The sequence below is a fragment of the Sulfitobacter sp. SK025 genome (assembly GCF_003352105.1).
Taxonomy (GTDB): Bacteria; Pseudomonadota; Alphaproteobacteria; order Rhodobacterales; family Rhodobacteraceae; genus Sulfitobacter; species Sulfitobacter pontiacus.
In genome coordinates this window covers 2,090,021-2,109,090 of sequence record NZ_CP025808.1, presented here as the reverse complement: position 1 = coordinate 2,109,090, position 19,070 = coordinate 2,090,021, and the positions used below count along the sequence as shown (strand labels likewise).

Below are 19,070 nucleotides of genomic sequence, written 5' to 3'. Positions count from 1 at the left end.
GGATTGTCAGGCTAGGGGGCGCAGGTTGCTATCACGCCAAACTATCGAAATCGTTGAACTCTTTGAACGGCACGTCCAGCATCCAAGAGAACCTTGATTTAAAGTCCTCGTCGTCGCGCCAATTCTCGACCTCTGTCCATCTTTCACCGACGCTGACACGCGAGTCGTTCACGTCGCTCAACGTCCGGATATACATGAGTTTCCGAGTGTCGCTGGTGTAGCCGAACCGTTTCGGTGCATCCATATGGCCGATGCCGAATATGTTTTTATGGTCTTTTCTGCCAACCATCGTCAGACCCAAATTAATGAATTTGAAGCGATGTGCCCATAACTGAACCTCGTCGTCACGCAAGCCCAATGCGTACCCCTTTGGGAATGTGTAAAAATGGGGCGTGCCCTCTGCTTCGAGCGGCTCGGCTTGCGCTAGATGCGCTCGGAGCGTTGCAATGAAATCCGAAGACAGCCCGTCATCATCATCAAGGACGACTTGCGCCACAGGATCGCTCCCTGCGAATTTTGCGATTGCGTGGCGCTGAAACTTCCTCGCCGGGCCCTGCGGCGCGAATTGTATCGTGAACTTACCAGCCCCTAAACGGTCTTCACACATATCGGTCAGCTCTGATTTTGCCCAATCGGGCATCTGATCGCTGGAGAGGATGAAATGGTGAAAGTTATCGTCCGTTTGCGACGCGAGGCTCGCCAATGCGATATTGTTGAACAGCCACAGCCGCCGCAATAGCCTGTTTTTATCGAACAGCATCGCCGCGTCTTTGGAAAAGTCGCTTTGCCATCCTGACGCCCCTAGAAACGAGAACCGGGTTGAGACGAGGATTTCAGTCGATTGGGACATTGAGCGGCTTCTCTGCTTTGTGGGCGGGTAATGTATCTTATTAAAAATTATGGACTTTTTGACTGCAAGTCAAACAAACCCGCAGTGCGCGTTGAAAGTCAGGGGGCAAGGGGCTTGGGTGTTCTGCCCTTCATTCTGAAGCGGACGAAGTGCTTATGCAAGCTGCCGTTCGATTGCAGCACAGGCGATGACCTGCCTGATCATAAGCAGGCGAAAACTGCATATCATGCGCTTGAAGGTGGGAATTTAGGGGGGGGTAAGTGCAGGTTTCTGTTGCCAGGTACCTGCGAACCCCGCCTTAGGTCGCTAAACGTAAGGACTTAAGTTTCAATAGTTCCGGTCGCTTACGCGGCCATCGCCATTGGAGCACGATTGTCATTTGCAATTGTACATTTTACGCCGATAACGGTGGCAGTCAGCCGAGATAAAGCAACATCTTTAGACGTTCGTCGATCCTATTTCGACCCCATGATCCGCAAATGACGGATGGTTGGTGGAGTCGCCGGGTACCGCCCCCGGGTCCGAACCGCTTATTACATGCGCGTTTATACCTATAGTCCCGAAGGACACCCCAGATATAAGGGGCGTGATTTGCTTTGCAAGGGGAAAGCTTTGAAAACGAAAGGTGACCCGCGGCTATCGGGCCGCGTCAATCTGTTTGCTGCGGCGGGCAAAGACGGTGCGGGCGAGGGCCTGGGTCTCTTCCTCAAGCAGGGTCAGCCCTTGGGCGGCGGCGCCGGCGTCGCGGGCGGCGATCGCGGTGGCGATGTCACGATGGCGTGCGACGATGGCGTCGCGGGACCAAGCGGTGAAGGTGATCATGTTCATCAGCGGCTGCATCGCTTCGACCGCACCGGCGAGTTGATAGGACAGCACCGGATTGCACGTCCCATCGACCAGCGCGCGGTGAAACGCGACATCAGCCGCGCAAAAGCCCGCGTCCGACAGATCGGGGGCAGATTGCGCGGCAAGCGCGTTTTGCATCGCGTCGAGATGATGCTCCTGCCTGCGTGCCGCCGATAGGGGGGCGCAGGCGCGCTCTAGCGCGAAGCGGGCCTCGCAGGCGGTCTCGAAGCTCACGTCGTTCATCGACAAAAGCAGGGTAGAGGTGGTGATCTGCTGCGCTTGGGCGGCTTCAAAGCTGATGCGATTGACGAAAGCGCCGCCCGTTGCCCCCCGTTGCGTGCGGATCAACGATTGTGCCGCCAACCGCTTGAGCGCCTCGCGCACCGTCGCGCGCGAGACGTTGAACTGCGCCGACAGCTCCGCCTCGGAGGGGAGGCGTTCGTCCACGATCAGCACACCTTTGATGATGGCATCACGGATGTTCGCGGCAATATGGCTGGACAGATCAGAGGCGGTTTCTGGCGTGGAATTCATATGTCTTACATTTATGGTTTGGAAAAACTTTAATTGTCTGACATTAATTTTGCAAGATGTGAGTCGGCGGGCACCCCCACTGGCGCGCAGCTTGAACTCATGGAACCGAGGGGCCAGCCCCTCGGGCTCCCCGGAGTTTACTGGCAAAATGAAGCGGGCCCTGAACAGCGGTCCGAGACAGGAGAAATGATGTTTGATGCGTTGATGGTGAATAAGGACGAGGAATCCGGCAAGACCCATGCCGAGGTCACCCAGATCGACCTTGACCGTTTGCCCGAGGGGGATGTGACCGTTGCTGTCGAATATTCGACCGTGAACTACAAGGACGGGCTGTGCATCGGGCCGGGCGGCGGCTTGGTGCGCAAGTATCCGCATATTCCCGGTATCGATTTCGCAGGCACCGTGGAGGCATCGGACGATGATCGCTACAAACCCGGCGATAAGGTCGTGCTGACCGGCTGGCGTGTGGGCGAGGCGCATTGGGGCGGCTATGCGCAAAAGGCGCGTGTGAAGGCCGACTGGCTGGTGCCGCTGCCCGAGGGGCTGGATACCCGCCAGGCCATGGCCGTGGGCACGGCGGGCTTTACCGCCATGCTGTCTGTCATGGCGCTGGAAGATCACGGGCTGGTGCCAGGCAACGGGCCGGTGCTGGTGACGGGTGCCGCCGGTGGCGTGGGGTCGGTCGCGGTCGCCATCCTTGCTGCATTGGGTCACGAGGTCGCCGGTGTGACGGGCCGCCCGGATACGGCGGAGTATCTGAAATCGCTGGGTGCCACGCAGATCGTCGCGCGGGAAGAGTTGAACGAAACCGTTAAACGTCCGCTGGAATCCGAAACCTGGGCCGGTTGCATTGATGCCGTGGGCGGCGAGATGCTGGCGCGGGTCCTGGGGCAGATGAAATACGGCGGTTCGGTCGCGGCTGTTGGGCTGGCAGGCGGGGCAGGGTTGCCGGCCACGGTGATCCCCTTCCTGCTGCGCGGTGTGAACCTGCTGGGGATCGATTCCGTCATGCAACCCTATGACAACCGTCTGCGCGCATGGCAGCGGATCGGGAAAGACCTGCCGCTGTCCAAGCTTGAGGATATGGTCGTGCCTGCGACGCTGAGCGATTTGCCCAAGCTGGGGGCAGACATCCTCAACGGTCAGGTGCGGGGCCGTGTTGTGGTTGATGTGAACGGCTAGACCACCGGCACTACGGTTGCGATTTGTCTGGCGGCGGCCCCTTGGGGTCGCCGTTTGGCGTATTTAGGGACTGGTACGGCCTTGACCTTGCGGGGGTAGCACTAGCTTTGCATCACCTTAACGCAAAGTGTGACATGTCCGATAAAAGCCCCATCCTTCTTTGGTATCGCCGCGATTTGCGGCTTAGCGATCATCCTGCCCTATCTGCCGCTGCAAACGCGGGGCGCCCCGTGATACCCGTCTTTATCAAGGACAAGAGTGTCGACGCCCTTGGCGCGGCACCGAAATGGCGTCTGGGGTTGGGGATCGGGGCGCTTGCGGACAGTCTTGAGGGGGTGTCGAGCAGGCTGATCTTGCGTGAAGGCGATGCGCTTGAGGTATTACAGGCTCTGATCAAGGAGACGGGCGCGGGCACCGTCTATTGGTCGCGGCTTTATGATCCAGACAGCGTGAAACGCGACAGCAAGATCAAAGAGACCCTGTGCAACGACGGGATAGAGGCGAAATCCTTTGGGGGGCACGTTATGTTCGAACCCTGGACGGTCGAGACCAAGGCGGGCGACTGCTATAAGGTCTACACGCCGTTCTGGAACAACGTCAAAACCCGTGATGTTGAGCCGCCGCTGTCCGCACCTTCAGACCTGCCCGCGCCGGAAAGCTGGCCCGACAGTGATGCGCTGGACGGTTGGGACCTGGGGGCTGCAATGGACCGTGGTGCCGATGTGGTGCGCCCCTTTGTCTGTCTGGGTGAAAAAGCCGCGCAGTCGCGGCTGGGGGCCTTCATGGCGCATGGGGTGGCCGACTATAAGCAGACCCGTGACATTCCCGGCACCGATGGCACGTCGAACCTGTCGGAAAACCTGTCGCTGGGTGAGATCAGCCCGCATCAATGCTGGCACGCCGCACAGCGCGCCTTGCATGACGGTAAACAGGGGGCGGAGACCTTTCTGAAAGAGCTGGTGTGGCGCGAGTTTGCCTATCACCTGATGCATCACACGCCACGGATGCTGACCGATAATTGGCGCGAGGAATGGGATGCCTTCCCCTGGAACGAGGATGAACGCCGCGCCGAGGTGAAGGCCTGGAAACAGGGGCGCACGGGCGAACCCTTTGTCGATGCCGCCATGCGCGAGCTCTATGTCACCGGCCGCATGCATAACCGGGGCCGCATGATCGTCGCGAGCTATCTGACGAAACATCTGATGTGTCACTGGCGCATCGGGCAGAAGTGGTTTGAACATTGCCTGATCGACTGGGACCCCGCGAGCAATGCGATGGGGTGGCAATGGGCGGCGGGGTCGGGGCCGGACGCGTCTCCGTATTTCCGCGTGTTCAACCCCGAGACACAGCTGGATAAATTTGATAAGAATAGAGACTACGCCAGTCGCTGGATCGCCGAAGGGCGCGCCAATCCGCATAAGGACGCGCTTGCGTTCTTTGATGCGATCCCGCGCAGTTGGCCCTTGTCGGCGGATGATGACTATCCCGAAAAGATCATCGCGCTGGACGAAGGGCGCGAACGAGCCCTTGAAACCTATAAGGGGCGAAACTTTTAACCTTTATGAAACGTGGATCTCCCACGTAACACCCATAAACCAATAAGATACGCGTTCAAGCGCATACAGGAGAGCGAATGATTTTGACCAGCACCGAGGGGCAGACTGCCCTTCCACGATATTTCTCGCGTGTTTTTGCGATGGCGCAGGAAATGCAAAACGGGCAGGTCGACTTTGTTTTGCCCGACGGGCGGTGCTTTCGCGCAACCGGAAAGAACCCGCTGCCCATTGCGGAAATCTGTATCCATAACAATGACTTGTTCGCGCGTCTTATCAGGGAGGGTGATCTTGGTTTCAGCGATGCCTACCTTGACGAATGGTGGAGCACACCGGACCTGCAGGCCTTTATGGACGTGGCCCATGCGAATGAGGATATCTACGATTCATTCCCCGGCATGGGGTTGATCCGTAAATTTGAATCCCTGCGCTTCTGGTTGCAGCGCAACAGCAAGAAGCAAGCGCGTAAGAACATCAGCTATCACTATGATTTGGGAAATGATTTCTACAAATTGTGGCTTGATGACACGATGACCTATTCAAGCGCGCTTTTCGAGGACGGTTTCCAACAATCGCTAGAGGCGGCGCAGACCGCGAAATATGCCTCTATGGTGGATCAGATGGGGGTCTCGGCTGGGGACCATGTGCTGGAAATCGGCTGCGGCTGGGGCGGTTTCGCTGAATATGCAGCGAAGGAACGCGGGCTCAAGGTGACGTGCCTCACGATCAGCAAAGAGCAGTTTAACTACGCCAAAGAACGTATTGAAAACGCGGGCTTGGCCGATGTTGTTCAGTTCAAGCTTCAAGATTACCGTGACGAGCGTGGCACCTACGATGGTATTGCCAGCATCGAGATGTTCGAAGCCGTTGGAGAACAGTATTGGCCGTCGTATTTCAACACGTTGCACGCCTGTCTTAAACCTGGATGTCAAGCGACCCTGCAAATCATCACCGTGCCGGATCGTCGCTGGAAGGTGTACAAGCGAGGCGTTGATTTCATTCAGAAATATATCTTTCCGGGTGGTATGCTGCCTAGCCCTACGATGTTGAAGCAACAGGTTGAGAGTGCTGGATTAGCCGTTGAAAAGTCTATCGAATTCGGGAAAAGTTACGACGTCACGCTGCGCCGCTGGCATACGACCTTCAATGAGAAGTGGGAAGAGATCGCGCGCATGGGCTTTGACGAACGCTTCAAGCGGATGTGGGATTTCTACCTCACCTCTTGCGCGTCTACCTTTGACAGCGGCAATTGCGATGTGACACAGATTACCGTGAAGCGTCCGGCCTGAGGGCGCATTGCTTGTAGTCTAAGGAAATCCCGATGCCGACCGCTGCCCGCCTGACAGCCGCTTTCTGCCTGGCGCTGATGGGCTTTGCCCTTTCGCGCATGATCATGCCCCTGATGCCTGAATCCACCCAGTTCGGGTATTTCATTCCCACCAATATTGCCCTCGGGCTCGCGGTCGGGTGGCGGGTCATGGGGGCACGTGCGGGCGGTGGCGTTTCCGAAGGGATCACCATCGGGTTGACCGGTGCCGTGGTTCTGGTGTTCTGGGGGCTGTTCATCCAGGCAGGCCGCGAGATGATCGAGAACGCGATGATGCACCGCTATGGCGGTGTCGGAGAGGCGCTGGTGGGCATGATCGGTATCGGTGCCGAATACTTCCTGATCATGGCGACGGTGCCGATCATCGCGGTCGTGTTGATTGGCGGTGCCGTCAGTGGCGTGATCACAAACCTTATCGACAGCAAGTTCCCTTAAGCCGATGACAGATCTTTTCCTCTATGGGTCGTTGCGGCATGTACCGCTGCTTGAAATTGTGATGGGGCGCGCGGCGGACCGGCTTGACATCTCGCCGGACCGTTTGCCGGATCACATCGCCTTGTCCGTGGTCGAGGGGCCGTTCCCTTGCATCGTGCCGGCACCGGGCCAATCCGCCGAAGGGTTGTTGCTGCGCGGGCTGGGGCAGAACGATCTGGACCGGTTGAATTTCTACGAAGGCAGCTTTGCCTACGACCTGCAGGAAATCACGTTGGAAAGCGGCGCAAAGGCTTTGGGCTATTTCGCGCGGCCCGATCAATGGACAACACGTGACCCGTGGTCGCTGACGCAGTGGCAGGCAGATTGGGGTGCGCTCAGCTGCTTTGCCGCGCGCGAGGTGATGGATTATTTCGGCGTCTACACCGCCGACCGCGTGGCGCAGATGTTCCCGATGATCCGGTCACGGGCAGCGGCGCAGGTGAATGCGCTTCGGTCGAAACACGGGGCAGGGACGCTGGACGGCAAGGTCCGGATCGACCGGATTGACCGCGCCTATACCAATTATTTCGCGCTGAACGAATATCACCTCGCGCACGAGCGTTTCGATGGCACGATGACCGATGTGCTGGAGCGTGCGGTCTTCGTCGCGACCGATGCCGCGCTGGTGCTGCCCTATGATCCGGTGCGGGATCGGGTGATGCTGGTAGAGCAGCTGCGCATGGGGCCGGTGGCGCGGGGGGATCGCGCGCAGTGGCAACTTGAACCCATCGCGGGCCGTGTTGATCCGGGCGAAAGCCCCGAAGACGCCGCGCACCGCGAGGCGCAAGAAGAAGCGGGTCTGACCCTGCGCAAGCTTGAAAAAATCGCGGAAGTCTACGCCTCTCCGGGGGATTCTACGGAATTTTTCTATATCTATCTGGGCCTTGCCGATTTGCCCGATGATAGCACCGGCGTGAACGGGCTTGAGGCGGAAAACGAGGATATCCGGTCCCATCTCATCGGCTTTGATGCGCTGATGACCATGGTAGACCAGCTTGAAGCTGCCAATGCGCCGCTGGTGATTGCCGCTTACTGGCTTGCGCGGCATCGGGAACGCTTGAGGTTGGAAGCGCCCGCCGCTACACCGGATGTAACTTGATTTAGGAGCATCCCATGCACGTCGCATCTGATCTGGCGCAGGCCATTGGCAACACCCCTCTTATTCGTCTGCGCAAGGCGAGCGAGGAAACCGGCTGCGAGATATACGGCAAGGCAGAATTCATGAACCCCGGCCAGTCGGTCAAGGACCGCGCCGCGCTGTTCATCATTCAGGATGCCATCGCCAAGGGCACGCTGAAACCCGGCGGCACGATTGTTGAAGGCACGGCAGGCAACACCGGTATCGGGCTGGCACTGGTCGGCGCATCGATGGGGTTCAAAACCGTGATCGTCATTCCTGAAACGCAAAGTCAGGAAAAGAAAGACATGCTGCGCCTTGCCGGGGCCGAGCTGGTGCAGGTTCCCGCAGCACCCTACCGCAACCCCAACAACTTTGTGCGCTACTCGGAGCGGCTCGCGAATGAACTGGCGCGCACCACGAACGAAGGGGTGATCTGGGCCAACCAGTTCGACAACGTCGCCAACCGTCAGGCGCATATCGAAACCACCGGCCCCGAGATCTGGGAGCAGACCGGCGGCAAGGTTGACGGATTCTGCTGTGCGGTAGGATCGGGCGGCACGCTGGCCGGGATCGGCATGGCGTTGCAGCCCAAAGGCGTGAAGATCGCGATTGCCGACCCGGACGGGGCCGCGCTGCATAACTATTACACCAAGGGTGAACTGGTCGCCGAAGGCGGATCAATCGCTGAAGGTATCGGTCAGGTTCGCATCACCAAGAACCTCGAAGGGTTCACGCCCGATTTCAGCTACAACGTCTCGGACGCAGAGGCACTGCCCTATGTCTTTGACCTGCTGCAACACGAAGGGCTTTGCCTTGGGGCGTCGTCGGGTGTGAACGTCGCCGGTGCGGTGCGTCTGGCCAAGGATATGGGGCCGGGGCATACCATCGTGACGATCCTGTGCGACTTTGGCACGCGCTATCAGTCGAAACTGTTCAACCCCGACTTCCTGCGCGAAAAAGATCTGCCCGTGCCCGCTTGGTTGGACCGCGCCCCACAATCCATTCCCGGCGTCTTCGAAGACCAATGATCGCGACGCTCAGGGGGCTTCTGGCCTGCGGTCTTCTGGCGCTTTGCCTGACGACCGCGGCTTTCGCGCAGACCGACGTCGAGAAAACGGCGGAGCAATGGGATAGTGTTGCGGTCAAGGCGGAACAATCGGTTGAAAAGGCCGACACACCGACTTCCGAACTCGACAGCCTGCGCGGGCGTATCGTCAACTACCGGTCCGAGTTCGAGGCCGCGCGCACGCTGAACGCTGAACGTATCGCGGCGCTGCGTGACCAGCTTGCCGCCTTGGGCACAGCGCCCGAGGGCGAAAATGCCGAACCCGAAGCGCCAGAGGTGGCCAAGACCCGCGCCGACATCAACCAGCAGTTGAACGCGCTGCTGGCCCCCGTGCAGATCGCAGAGCGCGAGTTTCTGCGCGCAGACGGGCTGGTACGCGAGATCGACAAGATCATTCGCGAACGCCAGACTGAACGGCTGTTACGCACCACGCCTTCGCCGCTGAACCCCGTCTATTGGGGGCCCGCGCTGGTCGAGATGCAGGATGCGTTTGCCGCTTTCTGGCAGGAAAGTGCTGAACAGAATACAGACAGCGCGCTGAATACGTTGGAAAACAACCTGCCGACCGTTTTCTTCGCGGGTATTGCCGGCTTGCTCTTGCTGTTCCGCGGCCGTGTCTGGGCGATGAAGATTGCGCATACCCTGCGCGCTCATCAGGCGCGCGGCATGGGGATCTGGCGCTTTGTCGTTTCCCTGTTGCGCATCCTGTTCCCGCTGGTGGGGCTCTACCTGCTGACCATCGCGGCACGGCAATCGGGTTTTCTGGGCGCACGCGCGACACAGATCGTTGAATTGCTGCCGCTGATTGGCCTGCTTATCTTCGGGTTCCGCTGGGTGTCCGAACGGGTCTTTGCCCGCGAAGAAGACGAAGCGCTTTTGCCGCTGTCTGCACAGCAACGTAAATCCGCACGGCTCTACGTGAACGCGATCACCTTCGTGATGATCCTGTCTATCGTGGCGCTGACGGTGCTTGAGATCGGCGACCCCAGCTTGGCGACACGCGCGGTGGTGCAATTCCCGCTGGCGGTGCTGACCAGCCTCGCGCTGTTCCAGATCGGTCGTATCCTGCGCAGCTACCGTGAACCCGAAGAGGATACGCCAGACGCCGATGGCATGGCCAAAGCATCGTCCCATGCGCGGGTTGTACGCAGTACCGGGTTGGGGGCTATTGCGGTCTCTGTGGTGGCACCGCTGCTTTTTGCCTTTGGCTACCAGGATCTGTCGGATGCGATCCTGCGCCCCTATGTGACGACACTGGCTGTGCTGGGGCTGGTCATGGCGCTGCAACGCTTTTCTGCTGATGTCTATGGCGCGATCACGGGGCAGGGCATTGCCGCACGCGAAGCGCTAATGCCGCTGTTCTTCGGTCTGATTTTACTGTTGTTGGCGATGCCCGTACTTGCGCTGGTCTGGGGCGCAAGGGTCGCTGACCTGACCGAGTTATGGGCCGCATTTTCGCGCGGGTTCACCATCGGGGAAAGCCAGATCTCGCCGTCGAACCTGCTGGCCTTCGCGGTGATCTTTGCGATCGGCTATCTGCTCACGCGGTTGCTGCAAGGGGCGCTGCGCAGCAATGTCCTGCCCAAGACCAAGATCGACATCGGCGGGCAGAACGCGCTGCTGTCGGGGCTGGGCTATGTCGGGATCTTTCTGGCCGCGCTGGCCGCGATCACGGGGGCGGGCATTGACCTTAGCTCGCTTGCCATCGTCGCCGGTGCACTGTCGGTCGGTATCGGTTTCGGTCTGCAGAACATTGTCAGCAACTTCGTCTCGGGGATCATCCTGCTGATCGAACGCCCCATTTCCGAAGGCGACTGGATCGAGGTCGGTGGCAAGTCCGGCTATGTGCGCGATATTTCGGTACGGTCCACGCGGATCGAAACCTTTGACCGCACCGATGTCATTGTCCCGAACGCCGATCTTGTCAGCGGTACGGTGACCAACTTTACCCGTGGCAATACCGTGGGGCGGGTCATCATCTCGGTCGGGGTGGCCTATGGCACCGATACCCGCCGCGTCGAAGCGATCTTGCGCGAGATCGCGGAGGACCAGCCGCTGGTGCTTGCGAACCCCGCGCCGAATGTGCTGCTGGTGAGCTTCGGGGCCGACGCGCTGGAGTTCGAGATCCGTGCCTTCCTAAGGGACGTGAATTGGATGATGTCGGTCAAAAGCGATATCAACCACGCCATCGTCGAACGCTTTGCCGCCGAAAACATCGAGGTGCCCTTTCCCCAGCGGGACGTATGGCTGCGCACCCGCGCCGGCGAAAAACCCTCTAAGCAGGATGGAGAGGACAGTTGAACCAACCGATCTATCTCACCGACGCCTATGCCCGCGACAGCGCCGCCAAAGTCATCGCCATCACCGACGAGGGCGGGATCGTGCTGGACCGGACGGTATTCTATCCCACGGGTGGCGGGCAACCGGGGGACAGCGGTTGGCTGAACTGGGACAAGCAGCGCATGCCGATCGCGACAACGGTCAAGGGGCTGGACGGGTCCATCATTCTGGTTCCGGCCGAACCCGAGGAAATCCCCCAGCCGGGCACCCATGTCACGCAGAAGCTGGATTGGGACCGCCGGCACCGGCACATGCGGGTGCACAGCCTGCTGCATCTGTTGTCCGTTGTCGTGCCGTTCCCCGTGGTGGGAGGGCAAATCTCGGCCACCCATGGGCGGCTGGACTTTGACCTTGCCGATGCGCCAGAGGATCGCGACGGCATTGAAGACGCGCTGGCGTCCTATATCGCGCAAGATTTGCCGATCACGGATCACTGGATCACCCAAGAGGAATTGCAAGCGGCGCCTGAGTTGGTCAAGACGTTATCCGTCGCACCACCGGTCACGGCGGCCAACGTGCGTCTGGTGCAAATCGGAGAGGGTGACGCATGGATCGACCTGCAGCCCTGCGGGGGCACCCACGTAGCCCGCACCGGAGAGATTGGGGCGGTACGCCTTGGCAAGATTGAGAAAAAGGGGCGCGGCACCCGCCGGATCTACGTCCATCTCGACAGCTGAGCGGCGCATTGAAATCTTGTTGAATTTCGCGCGTTTTACCCCTTGCACCCCGCCTGCAGGTCACGTTAAACACCCCCTCAATGGACAGGTGGCCGAGTGGTCGAAGGCGCACGCCTGGAAAGTGTGTAGGCGGGAGACCGTCTCCAGGGTTCGAATCCCTGTCTGTCCGCCATACCCCCCTTACGATATATTCCGCCTCTACGGTGATCGGTTGCGACGCCCCGAACGGGTCGTCAGATGCCCGTTGGTTCGGGCGCGTCGATGACCGGTTACCTGAGCCTTTTCGCGGTCGCCTTTCTTGCAGCGACGATTCTACCGATGCAATCCGAAGCGTTGCTGGTCGGGCTGATGATCCACGGCCAGCACGGGGTTCTGGGGTTGCTGGCGGTTGCCACGGTGGGCAATGTCTTGGGGTCGGTGGTGAATTGGGGGCTGGGGCACGCGGTGCTGCGGTTCCAGCACAAGCGCTGGTTTCCTGCGTCCCCGTCGCAAATGGCGCGGGCCGAGCGGTGGTATGCGCGCTATGGCCGCTGGTCGCTGCTGGTCAGCTGGTTTCCGGTTGTCGGCGATGCGCTGACCGTCACCGCAGGGGTGCTAAGAGAGCCGCTGTGGTCCTTCGTCGCAATCGTCGGTATCGGCAAAGCATTGCGCTATGGGGTGCTGGCCTGGGTGACGCTCGTGTGGATAGGCTGAGCGAAAGAGATCGGATAGCGCGTTGGCTAGAAACGAAAAAAGCGCCCGAGGGCGCTTTGTTTCCGTGGTCGTCCTGAGGTGCTTAGCCGCCCCAGTTACGCACCTGACCGCAATCCATATGCACGAAGTTCGAGCCGGAATAGCGACCAACACCGCCACCGTTACAGGCAATCGCCGCACGTGCCATCTGGTTCACCGAACGCGATGCCAAACGCAGGTCAGCCGCCTGACCACGCATATGGAGGGAGTTCTTGGCCACACCGCGCGATCTGGAACGCAGCATCGCGTTGGTCTGCGGGCTGCGGTAGCCGGATAGAAGCATATAGGGCTCGGACACATCCAGAAGGTTATGCGACGCGGCCATGATGTCCACGGTGCGCAGGTCCATCGATTTGACGCCATCGGTACGCCAGTCGCGCATGAAATAGTTCAGCTCGGATACGGCATCTTTGATATAGTTGCCTTCGATCCAATAGATCATGTCGATGCGTTCGCCGGTCCGGCCGGAATACATCTTGATGCGACGAATATCGCCGGCCCCACGCAAAAATCCTGCTGCGTTTGCGAAGGTCGGTGCCGCTGCTACGGCTGTCGCTGCGAATGCGCCCAATACGGAGCGCCGGGTCATGCCCGAAGTGCTCTTACCAGTCATTGATTGTATGTCCCGTCTTCTGCCTTTGGTTCCATGATGTTACACGGAGTTTTCCATCGATCCCCAGATGCAACAATTTATGGCATAGCGCGATTCTTGAACCAAGTGCTGAATCGAAAAGGTTCCATCCATCAACAAATTTAGGCGAATTTTTGCGCAACCCTTAGTTGGTTGTTCATTTTTGCCACAGGGGCGATGCCGATAAGCATCAATTTATCCTTAGTTTTCAGTTCACGGGCATTGTTATTGGACAAGAGCATAGGGTTCCCTGCCTATCTAGGAAATCCAAAGCTCACCGATTTCGGGGGAATCAATGACTCGTATTTTAAGCATTCAATCGCGGAAATTTCGCCGCATGGCCGGTTTTCTGGGGGCTGCTGCCACAGCTCTGACACTCTTTACCGCGCCGCAACCCGCTTTTGCGCAGGTGACCGCGTTCAAACAGGCCGTTGCCGAAGCCGCCGCGCGGGATGAGGATATCGCCGCCTACTACCGGACCCACGGCTATGCACCGATCTGGACCGAAGCGACAGAGACACAGCGCGCCCGACGTGCCGCTCTTATGTCGGCGATCCGCGCGGCTGATTTGCACGGGCTACCCGTCGCGCGCTATGACCCCCAAGGGCTGATGGAAAAGCTCAAAAACGCGCAGACCCCGCGGGATCGCGGGCTGGCAGAGGTCGAGATGACGCGCGTTTTCCTGCAATACGCCCGTGATCTGCAAACCGGTGTGCTGGTGCCGTCGCGCATTGATCCGTCCATCGTGCGCGAGGTGCCATACCGCGACCGTCAGACCTATATCACCGATTTCATCTCCTCCGATCCCACGCCGTTCCTGCGCAATCTGCGCCCGCGGACGATGGAGTATAACGCCCTGATGCGTGAAAAGCTGCGGATGGAGCATTTGCTGACCCAAGGCGGTTGGGGCCCCGCGGTGCCTGCATCCTCGCTCAAGCCCGGGGCGCAAGGCACGCAAGTGGTCGCGCTGCGCAACCGGTTGATGTCGATGGGGTATCTGAAACGGTCCAACGTGATGACCTATGACGCCACTTTGCAAGAGGCGGTGCGCAGCTTTCAAAAAGATCACGGTCTGAATGAGGACGGCGTTGCCGGCTCAGGCACCATGGCCGAGATCAACAAGAGCGTCGAGACGCGGCTGCAATCCGTCATCGTCGCGATGGAGCGTGAACGCTGGTTGAACAAGGAACGCGGCGCACGTCACGTGCTGGTCAATATCCCCGCCTTCACCGCGTCCGTCGTCGACAACGGGCAGGTCACCTTCGAGACACGCTCGGTCGTGGGGGCGAACCAATCGGACCGTCTGACGCCTGAATTCTCGGATGTGATGGAATATATCGTCATCAACCCGACGTGGACGGTGCCGCGGTCGATCGTGACCAAGGAATATCTGCCGTCAATGCAGCGCAACCCCAATGCCGCGGGTCATATTGATCTGATCGATAATCGTGGCCGGATCATCAGCCGTGGGTCTGTGAACTTTAGCCGTTATACAGCGCGTACCTTCCCCTATGGCATGCGCCAAAAGCCGGGACAGACCAATGCGCTTGGGCTGGTGAAGTTCATTTTCCCCAACAAATACAACATCTACCTGCACGACACGCCCTCCAAGAGCCTGTTTGACCGCGACGTTCGTGCCTTTAGCCACGGCTGCGTGCGGCTCGCCGATCCGTTTGATTTCGCCTATACGCTGCTGGCCCCGCAAGCGGCTGATCCTGTCGCCTATTTCAAACGGCAACTGGCCACAGGTCGCGAGACTTTCGTCCATCTGGATACCGAAGTGCCGGTCCACATCATCTACCGCACCGCCTTCACCACGCCGCGCGGCCATACGCAGTATCGCGCCGATATCTATGGTCGCGATGGCCGTATCTGGGATGCGCTAAGCAAGGCGGGGGTGGCATTGGGCGCGGTTCAGGGTTAACTCGTCCCTGACAAGGGAGACCGCACATGACCTACACCATCCAACAGATCGCCGACGCGCTTGGCTTGCCAGCGGTCGGCGATACCTCCATTTCGATTGCCAAACTGGCAGAGCCGGCAGACGCAGGCCCCGACGATCTCGCGCTCGCCATGAGCCCCAAATACGCACAATCGCTGTCTGACGGATCGGCCCGCGCGGCCATGCTCTGGCCCGATGCCGATTGGCAAGAGATGGGGTTGAAGGCCGCCATCCTGCCGGACCGTCCGCGCTTTGCCATGTCGGGACTGACCCGCATGATGGATCCGGGGCAGGGGTTCGGGGCTGGCATCCACCCCTCTGCCGTTATTGATGAGACTGCCGAACTGGCCGAGGACGTCTCTGTCGGACCATTGGCGATTGTGGCGGCGGGCGCGAAAATCGGCGCTGGCTCTGTCATCGGGCCGCAGTGCTACATTGGGACAGACGCGGTTCTGGGTAAGAACGCCTATCTGCGCGATCACGTCAGCATCGGCGCACGGGTGCGCATCGGCGATGATTTCATCGCGCAACCGGGCGCGCGGATCGGCGGCGACGGGTTTTCGTTCGTGACGGCTGAACCCAGCACGGTGGAACAGACACGCAAGACCCTTGGTGATCGTGGCGACACAAAAGCGCAACAATGGACCCGTATTCACACCCTTGGAAGTGTGACCATCGGGAACGACGTGGAATGCGGTATGAACTGCACGGTTGACAGCGGCACCATTCGCAACACCGTGATTGGCGACGGCAGCAAGCTCGATAACCTCGTGCATCTGGGGCATAACGTCGTGGTTGGCAAAAACTGTCTGCTGTGCGGGCAGGTCGGTATCGCCGGTTCCGTGACCATTGGCGACAACGTCGTGCTGGGGGGGCAGGTGGGCGTCAGCGACAATATCACCATCGGCGACGGGGTGATCGCGGGCGGCGGCACCAAGATCTTGTCCAACGCGCCCGCGGGCCGGTCGTTGCTGGGGTATCCCGCGACGGAAATGGGCAAGCAGATTGAAGGCTACAAAGCGCTGCGCCGTTTGCCGCGCTTGCTTCGCGATGTGGCGGCGTTAAAATCCCAGATGGGCACCTCCAAAGACAGTGAGACAAGCTAGGGCCGATCCATGGCCCGTTCTGACGGAGACTTAGGATGAACATCAAAGATCAGGTCATCAGCATTATCGCCGATCAAGCGTTTCTGACGCCATCGGATGTCACCATGAACAGCACGCTCGAAAGCCTTGGCATCGACAGCATGGGCATCGTCGAAAGCATCTTCGCGATTGAAGAGACATTCGACGTATCGGTGCCGTTCAACGCGAACCAGCCGGATGCCACGGGGTTCGATATCTCTAGCGTGGCCAGCATTGTCGCAGGGGTGGAACGGCTGCGCGCCGAGCAGGCCTGACGCGTGAAACGTGTCGTGATTACGGGTGCGGGCACGGTCAATCCGCTTGGGTTGAACGTGCCCGAAACGCTTGCGGCCATGCGCAACGGAGTGTGTGGAATAGGGCCGCTTGATTTCCGCGACGTGGACCGGCTGTCGATCAAGATCGGTGGTCAGGTCCATGGGTTTGACGGCGAAAGCCAGTATAACCGCCAGAAGATCGCGCTTTATGACCGGTTCACCCAGTTCACCCTTGCCGCCGCGGCCGAAGCGATCCGCCAATCAGGGCTTGAGTTCAAGGGAGAGCTCTCGGCCAAATCCGGCGTGGTGCTTGGCACGGCGGGCGGCGGGGTCAGCACATGGGACGATAACTACCGTGCGGTCTATGCCGAAGGGAAAAACCGCGTGCATCCCTTTGTTGTGCCGCGCCTGATGAACAACGCCGCCGCCAGCCATGTGAGCATGGAGCATCACCTCAAGGGGCCATCCTTCACCGTTTCCACCGCCTGCGCGTCCTCGAACCACGCGATGGCGCAGGCGTTTTCGATGATCCGCAGCGGGATGGCGCCGGCGATGGTCACAGGCGGATCTGAATCGATGATGTGCTTTGGCGGGGTCAAGGCGTGGGAAGGGTTGCGCGTGATGTCGCGCGACGCCTGCCGCCCGTTCTCGGCCAATCGCAATGGGATGGTGCAGGGCGAAGGCGCAGGCATTTTCGTGTTCGAGGAGTATGACCACGCCCGCGCCCGCGGGGCTGATATCCTGTGCGAAGTATCGGGCTATGCCATGTCCTCTGACGCGTCGGACATTGTGATGCCGTCCAAGGCGGGTGCCGCCCGCGCGATTAAAGGCGCGTTGGACGACGCCCGGATCAATCCGGACGAGGTGGGCTATATCAACGCCCATGGCACGGGGACGGCAGCCAATGACAAAACCGAATGTGCGGCGGTGGCGGATGTGTTCGGCACCCATGCAGACAGGCTGATGATCAGCTCGACCAAATCGATGCATGGGCATCTGATCGGCGGCACCGGCGCGGTAGAGCTTTTGGCCTGCATCATGGCCCTGCGCGAGGGCGTGATCGCCCCCACCATCGGCTACGAAGAACCAGACCCCGACTGCGCCTTGGATGTGGTGCCCAATGTGGCCCGCGATGCGCGGGTCACGGTGGCGCTGTCCAACGCCTTTGCCTTTGGCGGCATGAACGCGGTACTGGCGCTGCGCGCGATCTGACGGCTGCGATACCGCCCATGAAAAAGCCGCCCACGTCAAACGGGGCGGCTTTGTCGTCTCAACGGCCCGAGGGCCAAGCATTTGCTTACCGGTCTTCAACAACCGAGGATTTGTCGAAGCTTGCGGTGAACCCGTCCAGCGACAGCGACAGTTCGACCTTCTGGTCAGGTGCCAGCGCGGGCACGATGGTGATCACGGCCTCTTTCCCGCGTTTGAACGCGGCGACATCGGCTTCGGTCAGGCCCATGCGGACGTAGCAACCAACGGGGTTACAGAAAGCGAAAGGATAGCGGCGCGCTTTGCCACCATCGACGGTCAGCGTCAGCTGCGAGGGCAGGGCCGTTTCCAACGGCACAACCACAGTGGCACCGGCTGTCGCCTTACCGCCCGCTGGCAGGCGGAACAGCGAGAATTCGGCGACAGGCGCGCCTTGGCCATCATCCATCAGCTGGTACATCTGGCAAGGGTCGATCTCTTCTTCGGTCTTGATGCAGCGCATCTCCCAGGCACCGATCACCTCTTTGGTGTAGGGCTTGCCCAGGGTCGGCTCCCCGTCGGCATCTTCACCAAGGCTCAGCTGCGACTGCACGTCGGTGCTGCTGCCTGTGGTGGTGTTTTCTACCGTCGCGGGTGCCGCTTCAGCGGTCGGCTCCGCCGTTTCCGGGGCGTCTGTTGCTGCGGGTGTTTCCGTGGCTGCAGTTTGTGCGTAACCGGAAACGGGCATAGTCAGAGCCATCGCCGCGCAGAGTGGGAGAAGTGTGATATACTTTTTCATGCTCGTTCCAAATCAGTTAATTTCGACGCCATCTACCATGCGCCAATGCCAATGTCAGGACGATAGCGCTGAAACCATCGTGATTTAAGGCAAAATATTGCCTATTTAATCAGGTTTTCACGGGGGAGAGGCCGGGCGCGGGGGGCTGAAATAGAAAAAAGGACGCGATGCGTCCTTTTCCCTGTTCTTCGTTCTCCCCATCGGACTTGGCCGACTTATTGAAAGGACGTTACGAAAGCATTCGGGCACCGTCAACATAAAATATCACAGCGGTTTCAAGCGCGTAAAACGGACCTCCAACGTAAAAAGGGCCGCACCCGAAGGCGCGGCCAAGTCTGACAGGGAGGAAGTGCCGCCAGCACGAAAAGGACATCACGACCGGCGACAAAATCACTATGGTGTGAAAAGGT

General features: G+C 59.7%; 17 protein-coding genes, 1 tRNA gene and 1 other RNA gene. 14 read left to right on the top strand and 5 right to left on the bottom strand.

Features of this window, described 5'->3' with window-relative positions:
* Positions 1 to 31: 31 nt before the first annotated feature.
* The 3 genes from C1J04_RS10265 to C1J04_RS10255 all read right to left on the bottom strand — a co-directional run bounded on the left by C1J04_RS10265 (position 32) and on the right by C1J04_RS10255 (position 2,230).
* Positions 32 to 850 (bottom strand): glycosyltransferase, encoded by an 819-nt coding sequence (locus tag C1J04_RS10265; RefSeq protein ID WP_009824684.1) that lies wholly within the window; start codon positions 848 to 850, stop codon positions 32 to 34.
* 259 nt (positions 851 to 1,109) lie between these two features.
* Positions 1,110 to 1,456: a transfer-messenger RNA gene (gene ssrA, locus C1J04_RS10260) on the bottom strand.
* A gap of 30 nt (positions 1,457 to 1,486) precedes the next feature.
* Positions 1,487 to 2,230: a FadR/GntR family transcriptional regulator gene (locus C1J04_RS10255; protein ID WP_009824683.1), complete on the bottom strand. Its 744-nt coding sequence runs from the start codon at positions 2,228 to 2,230 to the stop codon at positions 1,487 to 1,489.
* A 189-nt stretch (positions 2,231 to 2,419) separates the two neighbouring features.
* Here C1J04_RS10255 and acuI point away from each other — a divergent pair, with 189 nt between their 5' ends.
* The 10 genes from acuI to C1J04_RS10205 all read left to right on the top strand — a co-directional run bounded on the left by acuI (position 2,420) and on the right by C1J04_RS10205 (position 12,662).
* Positions 2,420 to 3,412: an acrylyl-CoA reductase (NADPH) gene (gene acuI, locus C1J04_RS10250; protein ID WP_037953699.1), complete on the top strand. Its 993-nt coding sequence runs from the start codon at positions 2,420 to 2,422 to the stop codon at positions 3,410 to 3,412.
* 134 nt (positions 3,413 to 3,546) lie between these two features.
* A complete protein-coding gene (locus tag C1J04_RS10245; protein WP_009824681.1) occupies positions 3,547 to 4,968 on the top strand; it encodes a cryptochrome/photolyase family protein in 1,422 nt (473 codons plus the stop codon).
* Positions 4,969 to 5,045: 77 nt separating this feature from the next.
* Positions 5,046 to 6,254 carry an SAM-dependent methyltransferase gene (locus C1J04_RS10240; RefSeq protein WP_037953696.1) on the top strand — a complete coding sequence of 403 codons (1,209 nt, stop codon included), beginning with the start codon at positions 5,046 to 5,048 and terminating at the stop codon, positions 6,252 to 6,254.
* Positions 6,255 to 6,286: 32 nt separating this feature from the next.
* The gene (locus tag C1J04_RS10235) at positions 6,287 to 6,727 is read left to right on the top strand and encodes a TrgA family protein (RefSeq protein WP_005853664.1); all 441 of its coding nucleotides are present in this window, start codon (positions 6,287 to 6,289) and stop codon (positions 6,725 to 6,727) included.
* Between the two features lie 4 nt (positions 6,728 to 6,731).
* On the top strand, positions 6,732 to 7,865 hold the full coding sequence (locus C1J04_RS10230) for an NUDIX domain-containing protein (protein WP_009824679.1): 1,134 nt from the start codon (positions 6,732 to 6,734) through the stop codon (positions 7,863 to 7,865).
* Positions 7,866 to 7,879: 14 nt separating this feature from the next.
* Entirely contained in the window at positions 7,880 to 8,914 is a 1,035-nt protein-coding gene (locus tag C1J04_RS10225) for a cysteine synthase A (RefSeq protein ID WP_005853660.1), read from the top strand.
* Positions 8,911 to 11,253 (top strand): DUF3772 domain-containing protein, encoded by a 2,343-nt coding sequence (locus tag C1J04_RS10220; protein WP_009824678.1) that lies wholly within the window; start codon positions 8,911 to 8,913, stop codon positions 11,251 to 11,253. The genes C1J04_RS10225 and C1J04_RS10220 overlap by 4 nt, the downstream gene beginning before the upstream one ends.
* Positions 11,250 to 11,969 carry an alanyl-tRNA editing protein gene (locus C1J04_RS10215; RefSeq protein ID WP_009824677.1) on the top strand — a complete coding sequence of 240 codons (720 nt, stop codon included), beginning with the start codon at positions 11,250 to 11,252 and terminating at the stop codon, positions 11,967 to 11,969. The genes C1J04_RS10220 and C1J04_RS10215 overlap by 4 nt, the downstream gene beginning before the upstream one ends.
* 82 nt (positions 11,970 to 12,051) lie before the next feature.
* Positions 12,052 to 12,141 (top strand) — tRNA-Ser (locus tag C1J04_RS10210).
* Positions 12,142 to 12,206: 65 nt separating this feature from the next.
* Positions 12,207 to 12,662, top strand: a complete 456-nt coding sequence (locus tag C1J04_RS10205; protein ID WP_009824676.1) for a YqaA family protein — start codon at positions 12,207 to 12,209, stop codon at positions 12,660 to 12,662.
* A gap of 82 nt (positions 12,663 to 12,744) precedes the next feature.
* On the opposite strand, the gene C1J04_RS10200 is transcribed toward C1J04_RS10205, so the two are convergent.
* Positions 12,745 to 13,314 (bottom strand): YcbK family protein, encoded by a 570-nt coding sequence (locus C1J04_RS10200; RefSeq protein ID WP_037944325.1) that lies wholly within the window; start codon positions 13,312 to 13,314, stop codon positions 12,745 to 12,747.
* A 355-nt stretch (positions 13,315 to 13,669) separates the two neighbouring features.
* Between C1J04_RS10200 and C1J04_RS10195 the strand changes: the two genes are divergently transcribed.
* Genes C1J04_RS10195 through C1J04_RS10180 form a run of 4 tightly spaced genes read left to right on the top strand, consistent with a single transcriptional unit; the run spans position 13,670 to position 17,885 of the window.
* Positions 13,670 to 15,256, top strand: coding sequence for a L,D-transpeptidase family protein (locus C1J04_RS10195; RefSeq protein ID WP_009824674.1), 1,587 nt, complete (start codon positions 13,670 to 13,672; stop codon positions 15,254 to 15,256).
* A 26-nt stretch (positions 15,257 to 15,282) separates the two neighbouring features.
* Entirely contained in the window at positions 15,283 to 16,380 is a 1,098-nt protein-coding gene (gene lpxD, locus C1J04_RS10190; RefSeq protein ID WP_009824673.1) for a UDP-3-O-(3-hydroxymyristoyl)glucosamine N-acyltransferase, read from the top strand.
* Positions 16,381 to 16,415: 35 nt separating this feature from the next.
* Complete coding sequence (locus C1J04_RS10185) at positions 16,416 to 16,673, top strand: acyl carrier protein (protein ID WP_009824672.1); 258 nt, start codon at positions 16,416 to 16,418, stop codon at positions 16,671 to 16,673.
* Positions 16,674 to 16,676: 3 nt separating this feature from the next.
* Positions 16,677 to 17,885 carry a beta-ketoacyl-[acyl-carrier-protein] synthase family protein gene (locus C1J04_RS10180; RefSeq protein WP_009824671.1) on the top strand — a complete coding sequence of 403 codons (1,209 nt, stop codon included), beginning with the start codon at positions 16,677 to 16,679 and terminating at the stop codon, positions 17,883 to 17,885.
* An 85-nt stretch (positions 17,886 to 17,970) separates the two neighbouring features.
* Here C1J04_RS10180 and C1J04_RS10175 read toward each other — a convergent pair whose 3' ends face one another.
* Entirely contained in the window at positions 17,971 to 18,609 is a 639-nt protein-coding gene (locus C1J04_RS10175) for an invasion associated locus B family protein (protein WP_114865355.1), read from the bottom strand.
* Positions 18,610 to 19,070 lie beyond the last annotated feature (461 nt).

Coding starts and splice junctions, on each gene's coding strand:
- C1J04_RS10265 (WP_009824684.1), bottom strand. CDS start 850: ATGTCCCAATCGACTGAAATCCTCGTCTCAACCCGGTTCTCGTTTCTA.
- C1J04_RS10255 (WP_009824683.1), bottom strand. CDS start 2,230: ATGAATTCCACGCCAGAAACCGCCTCTGATCTGTCCAGCCATATTGCC.
- acuI (WP_037953699.1), top strand. CDS start 2,420: ATGTTTGATGCGTTGATGGTGAATAAGGACGAGGAATCCGGCAAGACC.
- C1J04_RS10245 (WP_009824681.1), top strand. CDS start 3,547: ATGTCCGATAAAAGCCCCATCCTTCTTTGGTATCGCCGCGATTTGCGG.
- C1J04_RS10240 (WP_037953696.1), top strand. CDS start 5,046: ATGATTTTGACCAGCACCGAGGGGCAGACTGCCCTTCCACGATATTTC.
- C1J04_RS10235 (WP_005853664.1), top strand. CDS start 6,287: ATGCCGACCGCTGCCCGCCTGACAGCCGCTTTCTGCCTGGCGCTGATG.
- C1J04_RS10230 (WP_009824679.1), top strand. CDS start 6,732: ATGACAGATCTTTTCCTCTATGGGTCGTTGCGGCATGTACCGCTGCTT.
- C1J04_RS10225 (WP_005853660.1), top strand. CDS start 7,880: ATGCACGTCGCATCTGATCTGGCGCAGGCCATTGGCAACACCCCTCTT.
- C1J04_RS10220 (WP_009824678.1), top strand. CDS start 8,911: ATGATCGCGACGCTCAGGGGGCTTCTGGCCTGCGGTCTTCTGGCGCTT.
- C1J04_RS10205 (WP_009824676.1), top strand. CDS start 12,207: ATGCCCGTTGGTTCGGGCGCGTCGATGACCGGTTACCTGAGCCTTTTC.
- C1J04_RS10200 (WP_037944325.1), bottom strand. CDS start 13,314: ATGACTGGTAAGAGCACTTCGGGCATGACCCGGCGCTCCGTATTGGGC.
- C1J04_RS10195 (WP_009824674.1), top strand. CDS start 13,670: ATGGCCGGTTTTCTGGGGGCTGCTGCCACAGCTCTGACACTCTTTACC.
- lpxD (WP_009824673.1), top strand. CDS start 15,283: ATGACCTACACCATCCAACAGATCGCCGACGCGCTTGGCTTGCCAGCG.
- C1J04_RS10185 (WP_009824672.1), top strand. CDS start 16,416: ATGAACATCAAAGATCAGGTCATCAGCATTATCGCCGATCAAGCGTTT.
- C1J04_RS10175 (WP_114865355.1), bottom strand. CDS start 18,609: ATGCCCGTTTCCGGTTACGCACAAACTGCAGCCACGGAAACACCCGCA.